Annotated in this window: 22 protein-coding genes; 10 read left to right on the top strand and 12 right to left on the bottom strand. The window is 63.4% G+C overall.

Annotation, left to right across the window (positions count from 1 at the left end):
- Positions 1-70: 70 nt before the first annotated feature.
- Positions 71-1,897, top strand: a complete 1,827-nt coding sequence (glsA, locus tag R4P70_RS22105) for a glutaminase A (protein WP_019748258.1) — start codon at positions 71-73, stop codon at positions 1,895-1,897.
- Positions 1,898-1,906: 9 nt separating this feature from the next.
- Positions 1,907-2,572, top strand: a complete 666-nt coding sequence (locus R4P70_RS22100; protein WP_019748257.1) for an SIMPL domain-containing protein — start codon at positions 1,907-1,909, stop codon at positions 2,570-2,572.
- Between the two features lie 50 nt (positions 2,573-2,622).
- Here R4P70_RS22100 and R4P70_RS22095 read toward each other — a convergent pair whose 3' ends face one another.
- From R4P70_RS22095 to R4P70_RS22080, 4 genes are all read right to left on the bottom strand, one after another.
- Positions 2,623-4,269 (bottom strand): MDR family MFS transporter, encoded by a 1,647-nt coding sequence (locus tag R4P70_RS22095; protein WP_019748256.1) that lies wholly within the window; start codon positions 4,267-4,269, stop codon positions 2,623-2,625.
- Positions 4,270-4,274: 5 nt separating this feature from the next.
- Positions 4,275-4,763 carry a MarR family winged helix-turn-helix transcriptional regulator gene (locus R4P70_RS22090; protein ID WP_003942624.1) on the bottom strand — a complete coding sequence of 163 codons (489 nt, stop codon included), beginning with the start codon at positions 4,761-4,763 and terminating at the stop codon, positions 4,275-4,277.
- A gap of 154 nt (positions 4,764-4,917) precedes the next feature.
- Positions 4,918-6,186, bottom strand: a complete 1,269-nt coding sequence (locus R4P70_RS22085; RefSeq protein ID WP_047888398.1) for a class I SAM-dependent RNA methyltransferase — start codon at positions 6,184-6,186, stop codon at positions 4,918-4,920.
- Positions 6,187-6,234: 48 nt separating this feature from the next.
- Positions 6,235-8,229, bottom strand: a complete 1,995-nt coding sequence (locus R4P70_RS22080; protein WP_007732857.1) for an APC family permease — start codon at positions 8,227-8,229, stop codon at positions 6,235-6,237.
- 171 nt (positions 8,230-8,400) lie between these two features.
- Between R4P70_RS22080 and R4P70_RS22075 the strand changes: the two genes are divergently transcribed.
- The 3 genes from R4P70_RS22075 (at position 8,401) to R4P70_RS22065 (ending at position 10,142) form a co-directional block, all read left to right on the top strand.
- On the top strand, positions 8,401-9,066 hold the full coding sequence (locus R4P70_RS22075) for a potassium channel family protein (protein ID WP_019748254.1): 666 nt from the start codon (positions 8,401-8,403) through the stop codon (positions 9,064-9,066).
- An 86-nt stretch (positions 9,067-9,152) separates the two neighbouring features.
- Positions 9,153-9,815: a potassium channel family protein gene (locus tag R4P70_RS22070; RefSeq protein WP_003942632.1), complete on the top strand. Its 663-nt coding sequence runs from the start codon at positions 9,153-9,155 to the stop codon at positions 9,813-9,815.
- 33 nt (positions 9,816-9,848) lie between these two features.
- Positions 9,849-10,142, top strand: a complete 294-nt coding sequence (locus R4P70_RS22065) for a GNAT family N-acetyltransferase (protein WP_019748253.1) — start codon at positions 9,849-9,851, stop codon at positions 10,140-10,142.
- Here the strand turns inward: R4P70_RS22065 and R4P70_RS22060 are convergent.
- Positions 10,135-10,848, bottom strand: coding sequence for a DUF3159 domain-containing protein (locus R4P70_RS22060; protein WP_003942611.1), 714 nt, complete (start codon positions 10,846-10,848; stop codon positions 10,135-10,137). The two genes, R4P70_RS22065 and R4P70_RS22060, sit on opposite strands and share 8 nt — an antisense overlap.
- 52 nt (positions 10,849-10,900) lie before the next feature.
- On the bottom strand, positions 10,901-11,275 hold the full coding sequence (locus tag R4P70_RS22055) for an OB-fold nucleic acid binding domain-containing protein (RefSeq protein WP_003942613.1): 375 nt from the start codon (positions 11,273-11,275) through the stop codon (positions 10,901-10,903).
- Positions 11,276-11,413: 138 nt separating this feature from the next.
- Between R4P70_RS22055 and R4P70_RS22050 the strand changes: the two genes are divergently transcribed.
- The gene (locus tag R4P70_RS22050) at positions 11,414-12,139 is read left to right on the top strand and encodes an alpha/beta fold hydrolase (protein ID WP_019748250.1); all 726 of its coding nucleotides are present in this window, start codon (positions 11,414-11,416) and stop codon (positions 12,137-12,139) included.
- 11 nt (positions 12,140-12,150) lie between these two features.
- Here R4P70_RS22050 and R4P70_RS22045 read toward each other — a convergent pair whose 3' ends face one another.
- Positions 12,151-12,990 (bottom strand): DUF3710 domain-containing protein, encoded by an 840-nt coding sequence (locus R4P70_RS22045; protein ID WP_070385148.1) that lies wholly within the window; start codon positions 12,988-12,990, stop codon positions 12,151-12,153.
- 3 nt (positions 12,991-12,993) lie between these two features.
- Positions 12,994-13,488, bottom strand: coding sequence for a dUTP diphosphatase (gene dut / locus R4P70_RS22040; RefSeq protein ID WP_003942635.1), 495 nt, complete (start codon positions 13,486-13,488; stop codon positions 12,994-12,996).
- A 41-nt stretch (positions 13,489-13,529) separates the two neighbouring features.
- On the opposite strand from dut, the gene R4P70_RS22035 reads away from it, so the two are divergent.
- Positions 13,530-14,027, top strand: coding sequence for a DUF3093 domain-containing protein (locus R4P70_RS22035; protein ID WP_019748248.1), 498 nt, complete (start codon positions 13,530-13,532; stop codon positions 14,025-14,027).
- A gap of 80 nt (positions 14,028-14,107) precedes the next feature.
- Here the strand turns inward: R4P70_RS22035 and R4P70_RS22030 are convergent, their stop codons facing one another.
- The gene (locus R4P70_RS22030; RefSeq protein WP_003942593.1) at positions 14,108-14,410 is read right to left on the bottom strand and encodes a DUF4193 domain-containing protein; all 303 of its coding nucleotides are present in this window, start codon (positions 14,408-14,410) and stop codon (positions 14,108-14,110) included.
- A gap of 533 nt (positions 14,411-14,943) precedes the next feature.
- On the opposite strand from R4P70_RS22030, the gene cei reads away from it, so the two are divergent.
- Positions 14,944-15,627 carry an envelope integrity protein Cei gene (cei, locus tag R4P70_RS22025; RefSeq protein ID WP_003942618.1) on the top strand — a complete coding sequence of 228 codons (684 nt, stop codon included), beginning with the start codon at positions 14,944-14,946 and terminating at the stop codon, positions 15,625-15,627.
- Positions 15,628-15,643: 16 nt separating this feature from the next.
- On the opposite strand, the gene R4P70_RS22020 is transcribed toward cei, so the two are convergent.
- Complete coding sequence (locus R4P70_RS22020) at positions 15,644-16,522, bottom strand: inositol monophosphatase family protein (RefSeq protein WP_021344118.1); 879 nt, start codon at positions 16,520-16,522, stop codon at positions 15,644-15,646.
- A gap of 156 nt (positions 16,523-16,678) precedes the next feature.
- Here R4P70_RS22020 and ppgK point away from each other — a divergent pair, with 156 nt between their 5' ends.
- Positions 16,679-17,446 (top strand): polyphosphate--glucose phosphotransferase, encoded by a 768-nt coding sequence (gene ppgK, locus R4P70_RS22015; protein ID WP_007732834.1) that lies wholly within the window; start codon positions 16,679-16,681, stop codon positions 17,444-17,446.
- 112 nt (positions 17,447-17,558) lie between these two features.
- Positions 17,559-18,983: an RNA polymerase sigma factor gene (locus R4P70_RS22010; protein ID WP_370333980.1), complete on the top strand. Its 1,425-nt coding sequence runs from the start codon at positions 17,559-17,561 to the stop codon at positions 18,981-18,983.
- 69 nt (positions 18,984-19,052) lie between these two features.
- On the opposite strand, the gene R4P70_RS22005 is transcribed toward R4P70_RS22010, so the two are convergent.
- Positions 19,053-19,862: a tyrosine-protein phosphatase gene (locus R4P70_RS22005; RefSeq protein WP_047888402.1), complete on the bottom strand. Its 810-nt coding sequence runs from the start codon at positions 19,860-19,862 to the stop codon at positions 19,053-19,055.
- Between the two features lie 21 nt (positions 19,863-19,883).
- Positions 19,884-21,056, bottom strand: a complete 1,173-nt coding sequence (locus tag R4P70_RS22000; protein WP_003943778.1) for a cation:proton antiporter — start codon at positions 21,054-21,056, stop codon at positions 19,884-19,886.
- Positions 21,057-21,060 lie beyond the last annotated feature (4 nt).

The following is a 21,060-nucleotide window of genomic DNA, read 5'->3' as shown; positions in this document are numbered from 1 at the left end:
GGATCCGTCGCAATCGACTCGACAACTCTTGTTCCACAAAACGACCGCCATGTCGGCTTAAGGTCGACATATGGGAACTGTGGTCGAAGACCTGATAACGCGAGTGTTCGACGAAGTCCGATCACTCGACGAGGGCGAGTTGGCCGACTACATCCCCGAACTCGCGGCGGTCGCCCCCGATTCGTTCGGAATCTGCATCGCCACCGTCGACGGTTACGTCTACGAGATCGGTGACTCGCGAATCCCGTTCACCATTCAGTCGATCTCGAAACCCTTCACCTACGCCTTGGCTCTCGCCGATCGGGGAAGCGAGGCGGTTGCCGCGAAAATCGACGTCGAACCATCCGGCGAGCCGTTCAACGAAATCAGCCTCGACCCGCTCACCGAACGGCCACGAAACCCCATGATCAATGCCGGGGCGATCACCGCTGCATCACTGGTCGCCGGCCCGAATCCCGAGGCCCGCTTCGAGCGCATCCGCTCGGCGTACTCGAGGTACGCGGGCCGCGAACTGGCATTCAACGAGTCGGTCTACACCTCCGAGGCGCGCACCGGTCACCGCAACCGCGCGATCGGACACATGCTGCGATCCTTCGACGTCATCACCGGCAATCCCGACGAGGCCGTCGACCTGTATTTCCGTCAATGCTCGATCGACGTGACCTGCCGCGACCTGAGTCTGATGGCTGCGACGATGGCGAACAACGGTGTCAATCCGCTCACCCACGAGCGCGCGCTGGCTCCCGCGGGCGTCGAACAGGTCCTCAGCGTCATGGCTACGTGCGGAATGTACGACGGCGCCGGCAAGTGGCTGGTGGAGGTCGGATTGCCGGCCAAGAGCGGCGTCGGCGGCGGAGTCCTGGCGGTTCTGCCTGGCCAGATCGGCATCGCGGTGTACTCCCCCAGGCTCGACGTTCACGGAAACAGCGTTCGCGGAGTTGCGTCTGCCCGTGCACTGTCGAAGGAACTCGAACTGCACTTCCTCCACGTGACGCGGGCGTCACGCTCGTCGATCCGGGCCAGATACAGCGTCATCGAAGCACCGTCGCGAGTACGACGCACCCCGACCGAACAGGCTGTGCTCGACGACGTCGGCAAGCGCAGCCGGGTCTACGAACTGCACGGCGATCTCCTCTTCACCGGTGCCGAATCGGCGGTCCGCGAAATCGGCTCGGTGGACGAGGGCCTCGAAGTTGTCGTCATCGACGTCCGCCGTGTCGACGACGCCAGCGACGTCGCAGTACGCATGATCACTGCGCTGCAGGTTCAACTGGCCGAGCAGGCTTGTGCGGTGGCCGTCGTCGATCCGCAAGGACTGCTGGGACAACGAAGTTCGAGCATCGACCCCGCCAGAAGAAGTGGTCGGGTTTTTGCGGATCTCGATTCCGCCATGCAGTGGTGCGAAGACACGTTGCTTGCGGTGCATTGTGAGGCCGAACGGCAGGCGTCGACGATCTCGATCGAGGACCACCCAGTTCTCGATGCTCTGTCAGCGGCACAGATCGAGGGATTCTCGGCAGAGTTGGAGACTCGTACCTATGCCCGCGGCGAGAAGATCGCCCGCCGAGGTGAATCGGCGTCTGGCTTCTACCTGATTCTCAGTGGCCAGGTCAGCACCATGTTTACCGACGCGCACGGGGTCGAGCACCGCATCACGACGCTCTCCGCCGGAATGACGTTCGGCGAGATGACGATGTTCCTCGACACTCCGTTCCTCAACGACATCCGCGCCGATTCCACGGTCACCGTGGCCGTGCTGACTCCGGAGCGATATGCAGAACTGACCGCGCAGGCACCCGAGTTGAAACTTGCGCTGCTCGAACGACTGGCTGCGGGAGCCTACGAGCAATTGGACCTGATGTTGCGGAGTGTCATATCCGCCGGACGAATCGGATAGGAAGTACACATGCCGACCACCGCCCTCACCTCGGAGCCGTCCACTGTCACGGTGACCGGAACTGCCACTGCAACAGCTGTTCCCGACATCGTGCGGCTGACGATCGGAGTATCGGTGACGCAGACGGCCGTTTCCGACGCATTCGACGCGGTCGCGCGTCTGTCCACTGCTCTGACCGAGACCCTGCACGCGCGCGGTGTGCGCGGAGCGGACCTCACCACCGCCGGGCTGAGCGTCCATCCGCAGACTCACTGGAGTGACGGAGGCCGCCAGGAGACAACAGGATTCACCGCATCGACAACTTTCCGAGTCGTACTGCGAGAGCTGGAGCCGGAAGCGGCGAACTCCCCCGCCGCCGTCATCGCGGCGTGTGTATCGGTGGGCGGCGACGCGATTCGGCTCGACGGGCTCGAGTTCGACCTCGACGACCGCAGCGATCTGGCGACAAAAGCACGCGAATTGGCATGGACGGCAGCCGAATCGAAAGCCAGACAGTTCGCAGACCTGGCAGACAAAGATCTGGTCGAAGTTCTCGAGGTGCTCGAGGACTTCGACCAGATCGTGCCGATGCGCGGACGTGTCGCGGCGATGAAAGCGGATTCGGCCCCGATAGCCGTCGAACGCGGAGAGATCGAAGAATCGATCTCTGTCCGCGTTCGATGGGCTATGGCGTGAGAGAACTGTTCAGAAGACGCGGCCGGCGGTAGACCAGCCGGGCATGCGGATCAGCGAGTGAGGTTCTTCTCTTCGTTCTTCTCTTCGCGCTCTTCTTCGTACTTCTGCTCGGCGTCAGGAGTCGCGATGTCGATCGTGGTGCGCAGCGGACGGTTCGGGATGAAGATGACCGACACGAGCGTGACCACAGCGACGACGGCTGCGACCAGGAAGATCCGTCCTGTCGCGTCGCCGTAGGCGAACCGAACGATCTGCGAGACGAAGTCAGGCATATTGCTCAGGTCGAGGCCGTCCTGGAGGCTCTTTCCAGCTACTGCCTGCTGCTCGGGCGGCAAGGTGGAGACCGAATCGACTGTCAGTGTCTTGACGCGGGTCGCAAGAATCGAACCGAGCACCGACACGCCGATCGCGCCGCCGAACGTGCGGAAGAACGCCACGATACTGCTGGCCGCACCGATGTTCTCGACGCTGACCGTGTTCTGCACCGCGAGCACGATGTTCTGCATCAACATGCCGGTACCCAGACCGACGATGGCGATGAAGATTCCGATGGTCCAGAGGCTGGTGGCGTGGTCGATCGTCGACAGCAGCCCGAAACCGACCAGCAGCAGAACTGCGCCGGCGACGATGAAGGGCTTCCACTGACCGAACTTGGTGATCAGCTGTCCCGAGCCGACGGAGGCGACGAGCATGCCTGCGACCATCGGAATGGTGAGCAATCCGGCTTCGGTGGGATCGAATCCGCGTGCGGTCTGGAAGTACTGCGTCAGGAAGGTCGTCGCGCCGAAGAGGCCGACACCGACTGCGATCGAGGCGATGATCGCGAGAGCAGTTGTGCGCTCGGTGATGATCTTGATCGGCAGGATCGGATCCTTGACCTTGGATTCGACGAACATCGTCAGGCCGAGCAGGGCCAGACCACCGATGACGAAGAAGGCCGACTCCTTCGAGAACCAGGCGTAGTAGTCGTCCTGACCGGCAAACGAAACCCAGATCAGCAGGACGCTGACACCGGCGGTGAGCAAGGTGGCGCCCATCCAGTCGATGGAGACGTTGTCCTTCTTCACGGTCTCGACGTGCAGTGTGCGCTGAAGCAGGAACAGCGCGATGACTGCCAGCGGAACACACACGTAGAAGCACCAGCGCCAGCCGGCAGTGTCCACGAGGACGCCACCGAGGATCGGTCCACCGGACATCGAGACGGCCATTGCCGCACCCATGTATCCGGAGTAGCGACCGCGATCTCGCGGCGGGATGATCGTGCCGATGATGGCTACGACGAGAGCGGTCAGGCCGCCCATGCCGATGCCCTGGATGACACGTGCACCGAGCAGCAACGGAACATTGTGCGCCGCGCCGGCGATGACCGAGCCGATCACGAAGATGACGATCGCGGTCTGGACCAGGACCTTCTTGTTGTAAAGGTCGGCCAGTTTGCCCCAGATCGGCGTCGATGCCGCGGTGGCGAGCAGTGCCGTGGTGATGATCCACGCGTACTGCGTCTGAGTTCCGTGCAGTTCACCGATGATCGTGGGAAGCGCTGTCGAAACGATGGTGCTACTCAGCAGCGCGGTGAACAGCGCTGCGATGAGTCCGGTGAGTGCTTCGAGAATTTCGCGGTGAGTCATCGCGCCCGCTTCGCGAGCCGATCCGTCACCTCCGGTACTTGCCCGGGTTTCTCCTACTGTTGCTGCCATGTGCCTTATCTCCCAATACTTTCTACGCCCGTGTGCGGAACTGCCGGTGAGGCCTGCCGATTCGATGCGCCGAACGTCTCATTGAGACGTTGCAGCGATGTCACTGCGGCCATGGCCTCTTCCTGGCTCCAGTCTTCGAGCATGTTGCGCAAACGCGCCGCACGCCGCTGCGTGGTTCTCCGTAAAACGTCGTGTCCCTCTTCCGATACTCGGATGCGGAACGCCCGCTTGTCAGCCGGATCGGGATTTCTCTCGACATACCCCGCGTCGACCAGATCCGACATTTGCCGGCTGAGCGACGACTGACTGACACATAGATCGACGGCCAATTCGTTCTGTCGGCACTCCCCACGCGCCGCCAGCATGAACAACACACTGACCAGCGCAGGCGGCAGCAGGCTGTCTGCACCGGTGGTGACCGCGGCTCGCAGCGATCTGCCGAACATGAAGATCGTGTCGACGAGCGCCTGGGCCGTCTCCGGCTGTACCGACATTGCCTACCCCTGAATTCGAGTGGCCCGAACGAGCCGTGACTTGAAAACGGAAAACTACTTGCAGAACGAAACTATACGATTAGTTGCGTAATGCAAGCAACTGTTCTGAACGCGAGAAGCGTCACACCGTTTCAGGGAAAGATTTCGGGACGCGTCAGCGTTCGAGGAGCGCGATGCACTCCATGTGGTGTGTCTGAGGGAAGGCGTCGAACGCCCGGAGTCCGCCGATTCTGAAGCCCTGCTCCAGGTAGAGACCGATATCGCGGCCGAACGACGCCGGGTCGCACCCGATGTGCACGATCCGTTCGGCGCCCGTTGCGGCGAGAGCTTCCACGACCGGACGGCCGGCTCCCGCACGTGGCGGGTCGAGCACGACGACGGCAGGCGAACGCTCCAGATCCGCGATGACGTTCTCCACGCGGGCGCTGTGGAAGCGCACCTGACCGAGATCGGACAGAGCTGCCCGCCCGTCCGCGACTGCGCGCGCCGAAGATTCGACGGACTCCACCACGCCGGACGGCCCGACAAGGTCGGCGAGCACGGCTGCGAAAACCCCGACTCCGCCGTAGAGATCCCACGCCGTGTCCGCGGTAGCGGCTCCGGCCCACTCCCCGACCACCTGTGAGTACGCGTTCGCAGCGCCGCGATGTGCCTGCCAGAAACCGGTCGCGGCCAGCGCCCATTCTCGATTGCCGACGCGCTCGATCACTGTGTCCGATCCGATGGCCACTCGGGTCTTTCGCGGGCCGCCGCTCGCCGCTCGGCGTGCCATCGCGCCGCGACGCCCCGGAGTCCGCCGTCCCGTCTTGGACACCGCGGGTGCGGCAATTTCCACGACGTGCCGCTGACCGGCAGCGTCGAGAACGACCTGCAGCTCGCTCCCTGGCGCCCATTGCGCACCGCCGAGACCGTCGTACGCGCTCTGATCAATCTGGGTGCAGCGCAGGTCCGTGACGATCCGGTTGCTCCGGTACGCGTGGTATCCCGCGACCCCGTGCCCGTCCACCGCCAACCGGACTCGCGTGCGCCAACCCGTTCCGTCTCCGGTTCCAGGTAGTTCCTCTACCGCGACGTCCGATTCGACACTAGCGAGTCGCAGAAGCTGCTCACGCACGACCGAGGTCTTCATCTCACGTTGGACACTCAGATCCGCATGCGAGTAGTCGCAGCAGCCCGCCCCGCCCGGGCCGGAGATCGGGCATGTCGGATCGATGCGATGCGGAGATGCGTCGAGAACTGTGATCGCGTCGGCGCGGCAGAACGATCCGCCCTTGTCCTCCGTCACCCGGACCAGCGCCCGCTCCCCCGGCAAACCGTGACGGACGAACACGACCCGTCCCTCGTGCCGGGCGACGACGAACCCGCCGTGACCGGGGTTGCCCAGATCGACCTCGAAGGTCTGCCCGGTCCAATTCTCACTCAACGAACTACGCCTGCCATTTCGATGTTGCCGATCATTTTTCGCCGGTGATCATTTCTCGCCGGTGTCGTAACCGCGACGCGTGGCGCCTGCGGTCTTCTCGATGTCCAGCGGCTTCGCCTTTGCCGACGAACTCAGCTGCCACGGAACGCTGGTCACCATCACGCCGGGCTGGAAGAGCAGACGACTCTTCAGACGAAGCGCGCTCTGATTGTGCAGGATCTGCTCCCACCAGTGTCCGACGACGTACTCGGGAATGAAGACGGTGACGACATCACGCGGAGCATCGCGTCGTACACGCTTGACGTAATCGAGAACCGGCTTGGTGATTTCGCGGTACGGCGACTCGATCACCTTGAGCGGAACCGTCACGTCGCTCTTCTCCCACTCACGCACGAGTGCACGGGTGTCGGGCTCGTCGACGTTGACCGTGATGGCTTCGAGAGTGTCCGGTCGCGTGGCTCGCGCGTAGGCGAGAGCTCGCATGGTCGGCATGTGCAACTTCGAGACGAGCACGATCGAGTGCGTGCGGCTGGGCAGTACGCCGTCCCACTCCTGCTCCTCGAGCTCGGCTGCGACGCTGTCGTAGTGCTTGCGGATCATCTTCATCACGATGAAGATCGCGACCATCGCGACGATGGCGATCCAGGCGCCGGCAGCGAACTTGGTGATCAGAACGATGATCAGGACGGTGGCGGTCATTGCGAGACCGATCGAATTGATCACTCGCGAGCGCTGCATCCGGGCCCGCTGTGCCTTGTCGGTCTCGGACTTCAGATGCCGAGTCCAGTGCTTGATCATGCCCGTCTGGCTGAGCACGAACGAGACGAAGACGCCGACGATGTACAGCTGGATGAGCTTGGTGACCTCGGCGCCGAACACCACGACGAATGCGATAGCAGCACCGGAGAGGAAGAGGATTCCGTTGCTGAATGCGAGTCGGTCGCCGCGCGTGTGCAGCTGACGCGGTAGGTACCGATCCTGCGCCAGGATCGATCCGAGTACCGGGAATCCGTTGAACGCGGTGTTCGCGGCCAGAACCAAGATCAGTGCCGTGACGATCGCCATGAAGAAGAATCCGATCGGGAAACCACTGAACACGGCTTCGGCGATCTGCGCGATCAAGGTCTTCTGGTGATAACCCTCCGGCGCACCGACCAGCTGTTCCTGCGGATTGTGTGCGTAGACGATGCCGATCTTCTGAGCCAGGATGATGATGCCCATCAACAGGACGATGGCGATCGACCCGAGCAGCAGCAAGGTCGTGGCCGCGTTGCGTGATTTCGGCTTCTGGAACGCCGGTACGCCGTTACTGATGGCCTCGACGCCGGTCAATGCAGCACAGCCCGAGGAGAAGGCGCGCGCGATCAGGAACGCGAAGGCAATTCCGTACAGATGCGAATCCTCGGCGTTGAGCGTGAACGACGACGATTCCGCGTGCACGTCCTCGCCGAGGACGTAGATCCGGAAGAACCCCCACCCGAGCATCAGGAACATGCCGACGATGAATGCGTAGGTCGGAATTGCGAACGCGGTACCGGATTCACGGATACCGCGAAGGTTGACCGCGGTCAGCAACACGATCGCCGCAACCGCGAACAACACCTTGTGCTGCGCGACGAACGGCAGAGCCGAGCCGATGTTCGACGCCGCCGACGAGATCGACACGGCGACCGTCAGCACGTAGTCGACCATCAGCGCACTACCGACGGTCAGACCGGCGGTCGGGCCGAGGTTGACCGTTGCAACCTCGTAGTCGCCGCCACCCGACGGGTATGCATGGACGTTCTGGCGGTAGCTCGCCACCACCACAGCCATGACGATGGCGACGGACAATCCGATCCAGGGCGTGTACGCATACGCGGAAATACCCGCGACGGAGAGAACCAGGAAGATTTCTTCGGGGGCATACGCGACGGACGACATCGCGTCGGACGCGAAGACCGGTAGTGCAATTCGCTTGGGTAGCAGCGTGTGCCCGAGTTTGTCGCTTCGGAACGGCCGACCGAGCAGGAGCCGCTTGGTAGCGGTCGAGAGCTTAGACACGTGCAAAGCGTAAGCCGTCTCGCCCGATTCGGAGTCATCAGAGCCCCAACTTCACCTTTTGTCGTGACACCCGGCACGCAGGCGACCGTTGTACTTGCTCTTCCCGTGAGGGGCTGTACCGTTCGATTCGGCGTGCAATCGCGCCATGAGGGTCCATGAACGGAGTAGGGCGTGTATGTCGTCATCATGGGGTGCGGTCGAGTGGGTTCTTCCCTCGCCGCGTCTCTGACCAGGATCGGACATGAGGTCGCCGTCATCGACCGCGATCAGAGTGCGTTTCTGCGTCTCGATCTCGACTTCCCGGGAACCAAGGTTCTGGGAATGGGGTTCGACCGTGACGTGCTGGTCCGGGCGGGCATCGAGCGGGCCGACGCCTTCGCTGCGGTGTCATCGGGAGACAACTCCAACATCATCGCAGCGCGAGTCGCACGCGAGACTTTCGGCGTCGAACGCGTCGTCGCGCGTATTTACGACGCCAAGCGTGCCGCTGTTTACGAGCGCCTCGGCATCCCCACCGTCGCGACCGTGCCGTGGTCGACGGATCGCTTCCTTCACACGCTGACCAAGGAAAGTCAGACCGCGAAGTGGCGCGATCCTTCGGGCACTGTTGCGATTACCGAACTTGCCCTGCACGAGGATTGGGCCGGCAAGCCGATCGCACTACTCGAGAGCGCGACCAGTTCGAGAGTCGCCTTCATCATCCGATTCGGAACCGGCGTGCTCCCCGATCGCAAGACCGTCATCCAGGCCGACGACCAGGTCTACATCGCCGCGGTATCGGGAACTGTCGCCGAAGCGATCGCACTGGCCGGCAACCCGCCGCCGAGTGACGACTGACGGAGGCCGCAGATGACTGATCCGAACGCCGCCCCTCACAACAAGCCTGCGACTGTGTTGCACTACAACGTGATTGGAAGTTCTCGATGAAGGTCGCCATCGCCGGAGCCGGCGCCGTAGGCCGCTCCATTGCGCGAGAGCTGATTCGAAGCTCACACGACGTCATGCTGATCGAGCGCAAACTCGATCACATCGAACCGGAGTCGGTGCCCGAGGCGAAGTGGGTACACGCGGACGCGTGCGAACTCAGCCGCCTCGAGGACGCGTCGATGGAGTCCTACGAGGTCGTGATCGCCGCAACCGGAGACGACAAGGCCAACCTGGTCCTCAGTCTGCTCGCGAAAACCGAGTTCGGCGTTCGCCGAGTTGTCGCCCGCGTCAATGATCCCCGCAACGAATGGCTCTTCGACGAGTCGTGGGGCGTCGACGTCGCCGTCTCGACACCGCGGATGCTCGCTTCGCTCGTCGAAGAAGCCGTCTCCGTCGGTGACCTGGTCAAACTGATGACACTGCGGCAGGGGCAGGCCAATCTCGTCGAGATCACGTTGCCCGACAACACACCTCTTGCCGGAAAAGCCGTCAAGAAGCTCGAACTTCCGCGGGACTGCGCACTGGTCACCATTCTGCGGGGTGGGCGTGTGATCGTCCCGCAGATGGACGATCCCATCGAAGGTGGAGACGAACTCCTGTTCGTCGCGGCCGTCGACGCCGAGGATCAGTTGCGCGTTGCACTCCGCCTGGAGAATTGACCGACGAACACACTGACGACGAAAGGGAATCACATGGCACAAGCACCCGAAAACACCGTAGTCACCGACAATCCAGCCCAGAGCCGGTACGAGATCCATGCAGACGGCGACCTCGCCGGCATCGAGGACTACACCACGTCCGGTGACGTCGTCTCGTTCAACCACACCGAGATCTACCCGGCCTTCGAAGGTTTCGGGCTGGCCGCGATTCTGGTCCGCCAGGCTCTGGACGACCTACGCGCCCGTGGCCTCAAGGTTCACCCGGTCTGCCCGTACGTCGTGAAGTTTCTCGACAAGCACCCCGAGTACCAGGACCTGATCAGCTGAGATCGCGGTCTTCGCGCGGCTTCGTCAGATTCACCGAGCCCACCTCTTCGGACCCTGCGTCCGTTGCGGTGGGCTCGCTGCTTTCGGGCTCCACAACCGGTTCCGGCTCGACGATGCGATCGGCCTTCCGCACAGCCCAGACCGTCACGAGCAGCACCAAACCGGTCAACGGCCAACCCATGCCGATACGCGCGACTGCGAGCCATCCAGTGTGGTCGGTGTCGTAGAGCTGTGACTGAACGAGATACCGTGCACCGAAGACCAGCGCCCACGCCGCCGTCGCGACGTCGTAGAGCCGGACGGCGGAGCTGTGCTTGCGCCAAAGATTGCCGTGCCCGTTGAGATAACCCCAGATGATTCCGACGAGGGGCCAGCGCACGAGGATGGAAATCAGGAAGACCGCACCGTAGGCGAGGCTCGTGTAGATACCGAAGAGGAAATATCCTTTGGCATCGCCGGTGCGATAGGCGATGAACGCGGAAACTCCGACTCCGAGAAACCCGGAAATTGCGGGTTGGAGGGAATCCTTGCGGAAAAGGCGCCAGGCCGCGATAGCGACAGCGACGCCCAATGCGGCCCAGATTGCCGCGGTGAGGTTCCAGATGCTGTTGACCGGGACAAAAATCAGAATCGGCAAAGACGAATAGATCAGACCACTCAGCCCGCCGAGTTGGTCGATTACCGATCGCTGTTGTGTTTCAGTCACCTGTCGAGGGTGCCACAGTCACCGAGTTGCACGGTAAATGCGGGAAACGCGCCTATTCGCCGCGCAGTTCGTAGTAAGGGTTGAAGATCGCCTTGCGACCGTCACGCTCGCCCACACGACCGCGGATCAGCAGGGTCTTACCGGTCTCGATTCCCGGGATCCGGCGACGCCCGATCCAGACGAGATTGATCACCTCGGTGCCGTCGAAGAACTCGGCCTCGATGCTGGCATTTCCCGACTTGGGACACGCGTCGACGCTGCGGAGTCGGCCCACCATCGTGACTTCTTCACCGCGACGACAATCGCAGGCCTTCTGACCTCCGGAAGCCTTGTTGGACTCGGCCATCTCCTGGGCGTCCAACTGGTCGACGTCCTCGGTCAGACGCTGGGTCAGTCGACGAAAATATCCTGCGGCGGCGGGTGCCATTGCGCGCTCCTGCGAACATGTGTGACGCAAGGGTTTCGCGTCACGTGAAGGGCTGTGTGATCGCCACTGTAGACCCATTGCGAGCGTGTAACCACACCGGTCAGTCCGCGTCTCGGGGGCACCGGGCAAGATCAAAAGATGCAGAACTCAGAATCGGCGACCGTTGCCGTCGTTCTCCCAGGTACAGGCTCTGACGCCCACTTCGCAGATCGCGCATTCCGGGCGCCGCTAGCGGCTCTGGGTGTGCGCATCGTCGCAATTGAACCGGACCCTCGGCGTGTCGTGGACGGCTATCTGGACGCGATGGACCGAGCCGCGGACACGCACGGCCGAATCATCGTCGGAGGCGTCTCGATCGGGGCCGCCGTGGCGCTCCAGTGGGCCGCCGAGAACCCCGATCGAACCGTGAGTGTGTTGGCAGCACTTCCGGCCTGGATCGGGTCGGCGGACGACGCACCCGCTGCAGCGAGCGCGAGGTTCACCGCAGCACAACTGCGCTCCGAAGGGTTGGAGGCGGTGATCGCAGCGATGCTCGCGTCGAGTCCGGCGTGGCTCGGAGCCGAACTCGAGCGCTCCTGGCGCTCTCAATGGCCCGATCTCCCGGCCGCGCTCGACGAGGCGGCGTCGTACCACTCGCTCAGCGAGAGCGCGTTACAGGCGGTGGGCATTCCGGTCGGCATCGCTTCGGCGGTGGACGATCCGGTTCATCCCGCGGCAGTGGCGCAGGCCTGGGCGAATGCACTCCCCCGCGGCGCAGTCGCCACGACGACGCTCGACATGATCGGGCGCGACCCCGCGGTTCTCGGGGCCACCTGCATCAAAGCGCTCGCGGCGATCGAATCCGATACCACCGCGAGCGCCTGAAAGAAACCCTGCTACTGACCCAATTGCTGCATGGCAGAACCGGATTCGCCGCTACGCGGCGGCGGGGTCGGTCGCGCTGGAGGTGCCGGCGGAGCGGGCGGAGCTGACTGCTGTTGCTGCTGGGCGGCGACCTGTTGCTGCTGCGCTGTCGCCAACTGCTGCTCGTGTGCGGCCGCCAACTGCTCGGCGAGTACCTGCGGGAGCACGACGGGCAGCGGTGTCCGCACCGGATGCGGCTCCGATCCTCGGTTGACGACGGTGTCTCGCAGGATGTCGCGTGCGATTGCCACCAAAGGGGTGTTCGCGGCGGTGGATCCGCTCGGACCCGCTACCACGCAGCGCACCATCCACCGCGGACCGTCGACGCCGATGAACCGCAGGTCCATGTTGGCCGTCACGGCAGCCAGTTCCCGGCCCCAAGGGCCGTTCTCGACGCTCACCGCAGAATTGTCGTCGCGAAGCGACTGCGCGAGTTCGGCAACGACCTCACGCCACTGACCGGGTGATTTCGGGGCGGCGTATGCAGCAACCGTGATGCGGCCATGTTCGGTGACCAGGTGCACGGCCTGCGGCGAACCGTTGGGTGCCATCTCGACCTGCAACTGTCCGCCGGTCGGCATCGGCACCAGAACGGAACCGAGATCCAGGCGCTGACCGTCACGGCCTGCCGTCGGATCGTCGGAATCGATCTCCGTGATGTCGTAAGGGCCTTCCGATTCGTCACCGAACTCGTCGCCGGCGACGTCGAGATCGTCTTCGACCTCGTCGATCTCCACCGACTCGTCGTTCTCGTCACCGAAGAAGCTGGTGGGTTCCTCGTCGACGTCTGTCTTCTTCTTGCGTCCGAACATGATTCAGACTCCCTCTCCGACGACCGCGCCAGGCGCATCGGTATCGAGTATCGCGTGACCGCCGCTGGAACCGTAGCCTCCGGTTCCTCTGGTCGTGTCGTCCAGCGACTCGACTTCCTCGAAAACCGGAAGTTCGACTCGTTGAACCACGAGCTGAGCGATTCGGTCACCGCGGCGGATGTCGATGGCTGTGGCCGGATCGAGATTGATCAAGCAGACCTTGAGTTCGCCCCGGTATCCCGCGTCCACGGTTCCGGGCGCGTTCACGATCGACAGTCCCGATTTTGCGGCAAGTCCGGAACGCGGATGGATCAACCCGACGGTGCCCACCGGCAAAGCGATCGCGATCCCCGTTCCGACCAGTGTTCGGTGGCCGGGTTCGATGGTGACATCGCTGGTGGAGCACAGATCCACACCCGCATCTCCGGGATGCGCACGCTGTGGAACGGGCAGGTCTGGATCCAGTCGCTTCAAGGCGATGGAGAGATGGTCGCTCACGTGGGCCAAGACTACTCGTAGCGACGGACTATCCTTGACAGGTGCCCGAAACATCTCGACCTGACGTCGCCACCACAACGCCCCCATCCACGACGCTGTTCTCCGAGCGCCTGTGGGTGCCGATCTGGTGGTGGATCGCCGGGCTGGCCGTAGCCGGACTCCTCGCGGCCGAGGTCCACATGGGCCGCCCGGGGCTTCTCTCGTACCTGGCGTACGTCGTGCTGCTCCCCATCCCGATCTGGGCGGCATTCTGGCTCAGCCGGATGCGCGTCGAGGTGGTGGAGACAGCAGGGGTGAAAGAACTGCACGTGGGTCGAGCCCACCTGCCGGTCGAACTGATTTCGCGGGCGGCAGCAGTGCCGGCTTCCGCAAAGAGTGCGGCGATGGGGCGCCAACTCGATCCGTCGGCGTTCGTCCAACATCGCCCATGGGTCAAGACAATGGTGTTGATCGTGCTCGACGACCCGGAGGATCCCACGCCGTACTGGCTGGTGAGCACACGTCGTCCCGCCGATCTGCTGGCTGCGCTGGATCGCTGACCAGCGCGGTCACAGCAAAGCAGTACTTCCCGACCCTTGGTCGACCCGCGAGCTGACGGGTCGACCACCGGGAAGGGAGATCAGGCAGCGCAGTCCATGCATACGAGCTGTCCGTTGGCATCACTGGCCAGGCGGCTGCGGTGATGAACCAGGAAGCAGCTCGAACACGTGAACTCGTCTGCCTGCTTCGGAACAACTCGAACCGAGAGTTCCTCGCCGGAAAGGTCGGCACCCGGCAGCTCGAAGGACTCCGCGGTGTCCGTCTCGTCGATGTCGACGACGGCTGACTGCGCTTCGTTGCGTCGCGCCTTCAGCTCCTCGAGAGAGTCCTCCGAAACCTCGTCGGACTCTGTACGCCTCGGTGCGTCGTAGTCAGTTGCCATCTCGTCTACCCCATCCTCTTCGTGTATCCCGGTCCCGTGTGCGCCGAGAATCCGGTAGATCCTTGATGCGCATGGAAACCGCCGTGGCATCCAGATCATTCCCTGTCGCTGCATAACGCTGCAGGACTGGAATTAGTGCCCGGAAGTTCCTTCCGAGAACGTGATCTGCGCCTCATTTGGTTGTCATTTCGGCGTCCGGCCGATGCCCAGTTGAACGACCTGGGCCGCCAGACAGTAGCCGACGTGAGCACGAAAGTAGTAACCGAATCGGAAATTTCCGAAAAATGACTGCGAATTGTCACCAAGGCAAGAGCAAGCTGTGACCTTTCGGCGACATTTTCAGACCGGATCCGGGTAGAAACTGCCCGCTAGTTGCCCAACTACCGTCGGGCGATCGCCAGCGGCCCGACGCGTCGAGCCGCGCTTCGGCTGTGTCGTCACACAAGCCCTCTAAGGTAGGCACCGAACGTCATGCCGGCGCCGCTCGGCCCGATGGCGAAGTAGAAGTTTCGTCAAGAAAGTCGAGGGATACCGTGGTTTCTCTGATCACCGAAGGCAGCTCTACCGATGACCAGGGACGTCCGTTCCGCCGTCGGCGCGCGTGGCCGGTGATCGCCGTGTTCGCGGTACTCGCATTGATCGGCAGTGTCTTGTGGGTCCGCATCCTGAGCGCCGAGGCAGAAGTCAGTGACACCGTCGCCTGCAACCTCCCGCAGCCTTCCTCCGATCCCTCGGCAGCGGCGCCACTACCGCTGGGAACCGTCGTCGACCGTTCGAAGCTGCTCGACGTGGATCCCGCTCCCCTGGCGGCCACCAAGGTTCGTGTGTTCAACGCCAACGGCGAACACGGTCAGGCCGCCCAGGTGGCAGCGCAACTGAGCGAGTTCGGCTTCTCCAGCGCGCCGGACGTCCAGGTCGGAAACGACCCCGTCTACGTCGACCAGAACATGGAGTGCCAGGGTCAGATCCGCTTCGGAGCGAACGGCCTCGCCGCCGCCAGTTCCGTCTGGCTGGTCGCCCCCTGCGCCGAACTGGTCCAGGACGGCCGCGGCGACGACACCGTCGACCTGGCTCTCGGCACCTACAACAAGGGCGCCCTGACCCCCAACACCGACGCCACCGCGATCCTGCATGCTCTGGCCGAGCAGCCCGCAAACGCCGAAGTCGCTCCGATGGACATCGCACTGCTCAAAGCAGCGCGCACGGCGCGCTGCTGACAAACCCGGTTCGGCCTCAGCTCGGAATCGGCTGATCTGCGCCGATCGAACTGAGCATGTGCGCGAACTGCTCGGCGATCGCCGGAGCCACCGCATAGACGACATCTCCGTCGGCCGACGTGGAATTGGGCGCCGGGACGTTGATCACGGCGCCCGCTTCGGAAGCGATCAGGGAGCCCGCGGCCCAGTCCCACGGACTCAGCCCGTGCTCGAAGTGAGCGTCGACCCGGCCGGTGGCAACCATGCACAGATCCAAAGCTGCCGAACCTATGCGTCGGATGTCGCGAACCTGCGGCAGGATCTGCCCGATCAAGGTGCCCTGCACCTTTCGGCGATCCGCTCCGTAGCCGAAACCGGTGGCCAACAGAGCCATTGACAGTTCGGTCACCTCATTGGCGTGCAGTTCGCTGACGACGCCGTCGGCCGTGGCCATGGTTGCGCCGCCGCCCCGGTGCGCGGAATACGTTGTTTCCAGCGACACGTCGACGACAGCCCCGGCCACTGAGATCCCGTCGATCTGTACGGCCACCGAAATGGCGAACGCGGGGATTCCGTAGAGAAAATTCACCGTGCCGTCGATGGGATCGACAACCCATCGAACTCCCGCGGAATCGTCGGTGTCTCCGCCACCTTCCTCACCCAAGATCGAATCTGCAGGGCGCAATTGCGCCAGAAGGTCGCGAATCACCTGTTCGGTTTCGGTATCGACCACCGTGACGGGATCGGTCGGCGTGCTCTTCGCAGCAACCGAACCACCCTCGGAGGCACCGGAACCCACCAGGCCGAATACCTCGGGCCGACGCACGCGGACGTGTTCGGCTGCGCGTTCGGCGACGGCTACGGCAACTGCCCGCAATTGTGCGGGGTCCAGAGAATCGGCGGAAAAGTCGGGCAATGTTCTTTCTGAAGGGCGCACCGGACCATCGCAACACATCTCTACCGAGGGGCACCACTCGAACGCCTGGAGTCGCACGCGCCCGAGTCCTCGTTCGGGTTAGTGTTTGCAACGGTAGATCGTGACCTCGAATTCGACACTCAGGAGCGCAGGACGATGACAACCACAGGTTTCGGGATCGACGTCGGCGGCAGCGGCGTCAAGGGCGGCACGATCGACCTGAGCACCGGGGAAATGATCGGTGACCGCATCAAGATCCTGACCCCGCAGCCGTCCACTCCCGATGCGATCGCGGGCACTGTGGCCGAGATCGTCGAGCAAGCCAAGTGGACCGGTCCGGTCGGCATCACGTTGCCCGCTGTCGTGACCGGCGGCGTCGCGCGCAGCGCCGCGAACATCGACAAGTCCTGGATCGACACCGACGCGGCCGCGCTCTTCGGCAAGGCCCTGGGCGGGCGCGAAGTCACCGTCCTCAACGACGCCGACGCCGCCGGAATTGCCGAGGACTCGTTCGGCGCGGGCAAGGACACCTCCGGCGTCGTGATCCTCTTGACCTTCGGCACCGGAATCGGATCTGCCGTGTTGCACAACGGAGTTCTGTTGCCCAACACCGAGTTCGGCCACCTCGAGGTCGACGGCAAGGAAGCCGAGCATCGAGCGGCGTCGTCGGTGAAGGAAAAAAAGGACTGGAGCTACAAGGAGTGGGCGGTCGAGGTCTCCCGAGTTCTAACCACCTTCGAGAACCTGCTGTGGCCTGATCTCTTCATCGCCGGAGGCGGAATCAGCCGCAAGCACGAGAAGTGGATTCCGCACCTGACCAACCGCACGAAGGTCGTCCCCGCCACCCTCCTCAACACCGCGGGAATCGCCGGAGCTGCGCTCGCGTCGGTCGGACTGACCAGGCCGGCCCCCGTCGCCGGATGAGAAAACCTGCACGTGAAAAGCGGAAAATCTACCTGTTACGGCCCGCCGTGACGTAAGAGTTTCCTGAGAGTCGTTACAATGGTGAAGTCCGGCTGCGCGCCGGCCAACAACCATTGACCTCTCCGCCGGATCACCACTCTGGCGTGACGCCGCACGACACCGTCACGAAAGGGCGTACGTGGCAGCCACCGATACACGTCAGACTGCTGATTCTCCATCAGAGTCAGAGCCACAATCTCCAGCCGTGGAGGCGGCCACCGTCACCGCTCCGGCAGCCAAGAAGGCTCCGGCGAAAAAGGCTCCCGCCAAGAAGGCAGCAGCAAAGAAGGCTCCGGCCAAGAAAGCTCCGGCCAAGAAGGCAGCAGCTAAGAAGGCCAGCCCCAAGAAGGCCGGCGATCCTGATGCCGAAGACGGCGATGTCGAGTTGGAAGACATCGACATCACGGACGGCGACCTTGCCGAGGTCGAGTCCGATGTCGTCGAGGTCGTAGCAGTCGGCGAAGACGAAGAGACCGCTGCAGAGCCGTCCGAAAAGGACAAGGCTTCCGGCGACTTCGTCTGGGACGAGGAAGAGTCCGAGGCTCTTCGCCAGGCACGCAAGGACGCCGAACTGACGGCGTCCGCCGACTCGGTTCGCGCTTACCTCAAGCAGATCGGCAAGGTCGCACTCCTCAACGCCGAAGAGGAAGTCGAACTGGCCAAGCGCATCGAGGCCGGCCTCTACGCCGTGCAGATCATGCAGGATCTTGCTGACAAGGGCGAGAAGTTGCCTGCAGCTCAGCGACGCGACATGAGCTGGATCTGCCGCGACGGCAACCGCGCCAAGAACCACCTCCTCGAGGCCAACCTTCGCCTGGTCGTCTCGCTGGCCAAGCGCTACACGGGCCGCGGCATGGCGTTCCTGGACCTCATCCAGGAAGGCAACCTCGGTCTGATCCGTGCAGTCGAGAAGTTCGACTACACCAAGGGTTACAAGTTCTCGACCTACGCCACGTGGTGGATCCGTCAGGCCATCACCCGCGCAATGGCCGACCAGGCTCGCACCATCCGCATCCCGGTGCACATGGTCGAGGTCATCAACAAGCTCGGCCGTATCCAGCGTGAGCTGCTCCAGGACCTGGGCCGTGAGCCCACGCCGGAAGAGCTTGCCAAGGAAATGGACATCACGCCGGAGAAGGTGCTGGAAATCCAGCAGTACGCGCGTGAGCCGATCTCTCTCGACCAGACCATCGGCGACGAGGGCGACAGCCAACTCGGTGACTTCATCGAGGACTCCGAAGCTGTTGTCGCAGTCGACGCCGTCTCGTTCACTTTGCTGCAGGATCAGCTGCAGTCGGTACTCGAGACGCTGTCCGAGCGCGAAGCCGGCGTGGTTCGCCTCCGCTTCGGCCTCACCGACGGCCAGCCGAGGACTTTAGACGAAATCGGACAGGTCTACGGCGTCACGCGTGAGCGTATCCGTCAGATCGAATCGAAGACGATGTCGAAGCTGCGCCACCCGTCGCGTTCGCAGGTTCTGCGCGACTACCTCGACTAGTCACACCAGCTACGCGAAGAAGAGCCGCTCTCCGGATTTCCGGAGAGCGGCTCTTCTTCGTTTGCCGCCTCAGGCCAAGAGTGTGTCCCGGAGTTGTGCGATGTCCCCGTCGCTCAACTGCAGGCCGTCCCGGACGTAGTTGTCGAAGTTGCCGTACACCCGATCCACCGTGGCGAAAGACGTGTCCAGCCACGACTGTTCGACGCCGTCGATGAACGCACTCCCGGTGCGAGGTCCGGTGAGGTACTGGTTGCTGAGCATGTAGTCGGCGTTCACGTCGGCGCGGCTCACGCCGAGGAGGGTCAGAAGAACCGCAGTCATCCAGCCGGTACGGTCCTTGCCCGCCGAGCAGTGGTAGAGGACTGCACCCTCGGTGTTCGCGACGTTCACCAGAGCATCGTGGAATGCGCGGCTCGCCCCCGGATCGGTCGCCATCAACGCGTACATCGTGGGCATGTCCACCAGAGCCGGGAGGTTGGCGGGGTTGGTTCCGATGACGTCGAACCAGTTGGTTCGTGCCCCGTTCGGAATGCGGTCCTGCGAGAGCGTCCGTTCGACGACCGTGCGGAAGTCGTCCACCGATTCCACTCCGCGTTCGCTCAACGACGCGAGATCCGACGGCGTCAGCTTGTCGAGGGCATTCGAGCGAAACACCTTCCCCCACCGAACGGTCCGCCCCTCCTCGGTGACGTAACCGCCGATGTCACGCGCGTTCGACGCACCCTCGAGATGCAGCGATCGGTCTGCGGCAACCTGCGCAGCTGCAGGTCCGGCTTGTTCGAGCGCGGGTATTCCCCCGGCGAGCGCCGGCACCGGACCGCACGAGAGGATCACCGCGCACAGGACTGTCGCGGCGGGACGGGCGATTCTGTTCGACATCCGGACAGAATAGGGCCGCAATCAGGACTTCGTACGAACCTTGATGTACAACGAGGCAACCGGTTCGATAACTCTTGCCGCCACTGGACCGATGACCGCCATCAGGAGCACGTAAGCCGTTGCCAATGCCGCCAGTTCGGCGTCGACCGCACCCGCGGACACCGCCAGCCCGGCGATGATGATGGAGAACTCACCGCGGGCGATCAGGGCGGCACCGGCGCGCGCTTGACCCATTCGCGCGACACCCTGACGTCTGGCCGCCCAGGCGCCGGTGATCAGCTTCGTGATCGCGGTGACGACGGCCAGGATCGCAGCCCACCCGAGGACGGGCGGAATGGAACTGGGATCGGTGTTGAGACCGAAGACCACGAAGAACATTGCAGCGAACAGATCTCGAAGGGGCTCGAGCACGCGACTGGCATTGTGCGCCGTCGACCCCGAGATCGCGATCCCGAGGAGGAACGCGCCCACAGCCGCCGACACCTGCATCGCCGAACTGATGCCGGCAACCAACAGTGCGGCACCGAGCAGCTTGAGCAGGAGCGTCTCGCTGTCGGGACTGTCGAGGAGCGCGGAGACGTACCGCCCGTATCGCAGGGCCACAACAAGAACCACGGTGATGACCAACAACGAGATCCCGACCGCTTCGAGCCCGCCCATGAAGCTGACGCCCGCAAGCATCGCGGTCAGAATCGGCAGATACAGCGCCATCGCCAGGTCTTCGAACACCAGAATCGACAGCACGACCGGTGTTTCGCGGTTACCGAGGCGCCCCAGGTCGCTGAGCACCTTGGCGATGATTCCCGAAGACGAGATGTAGGTGACGCCGGCCATGACCGTCGCCCCCACGACGCCCCAGCCGAGAATCAAGCCGACCACCGCGCCGGGAGTCGCGTTGAGGACGATGTCGACGATGCCCGCTACGCGTGAGCGTTTGAGACCGGTCACGAGCTCGGCCGCGGTGTATTCGAGCCCCAACAGCAACAAGAGCAGGACGATCCCGATCTCACTTGCCAGATGGGAGAACTCGCCGATGTCTCCGAGTTGGATGAAACCGCCCTGTCCGAAGCACAGGCCGCCGATCAGGTAGAACGGGATCGGCGACATCCCCACGCGAGCAGCGAGTCGTCCGAGCAGTCCGAGCGCGAAGAAGACCGCGCCGAGTTCGATCAGTGCGAGGGTGGTTGTGTCCACGCGC

Origin of the sequence: Rhodococcus sp. IEGM 1241 (genome assembly GCF_033142365.1) — a bacterium.
Lineage (GTDB): Bacteria > Actinomycetota > Actinomycetes > Mycobacteriales > Mycobacteriaceae > Rhodococcus_F > Rhodococcus_F erythropolis.
The sequence above is the reverse complement of the archived record's forward strand: the minus strand, read 5'-3'. Positions and strand labels throughout refer to the sequence as shown.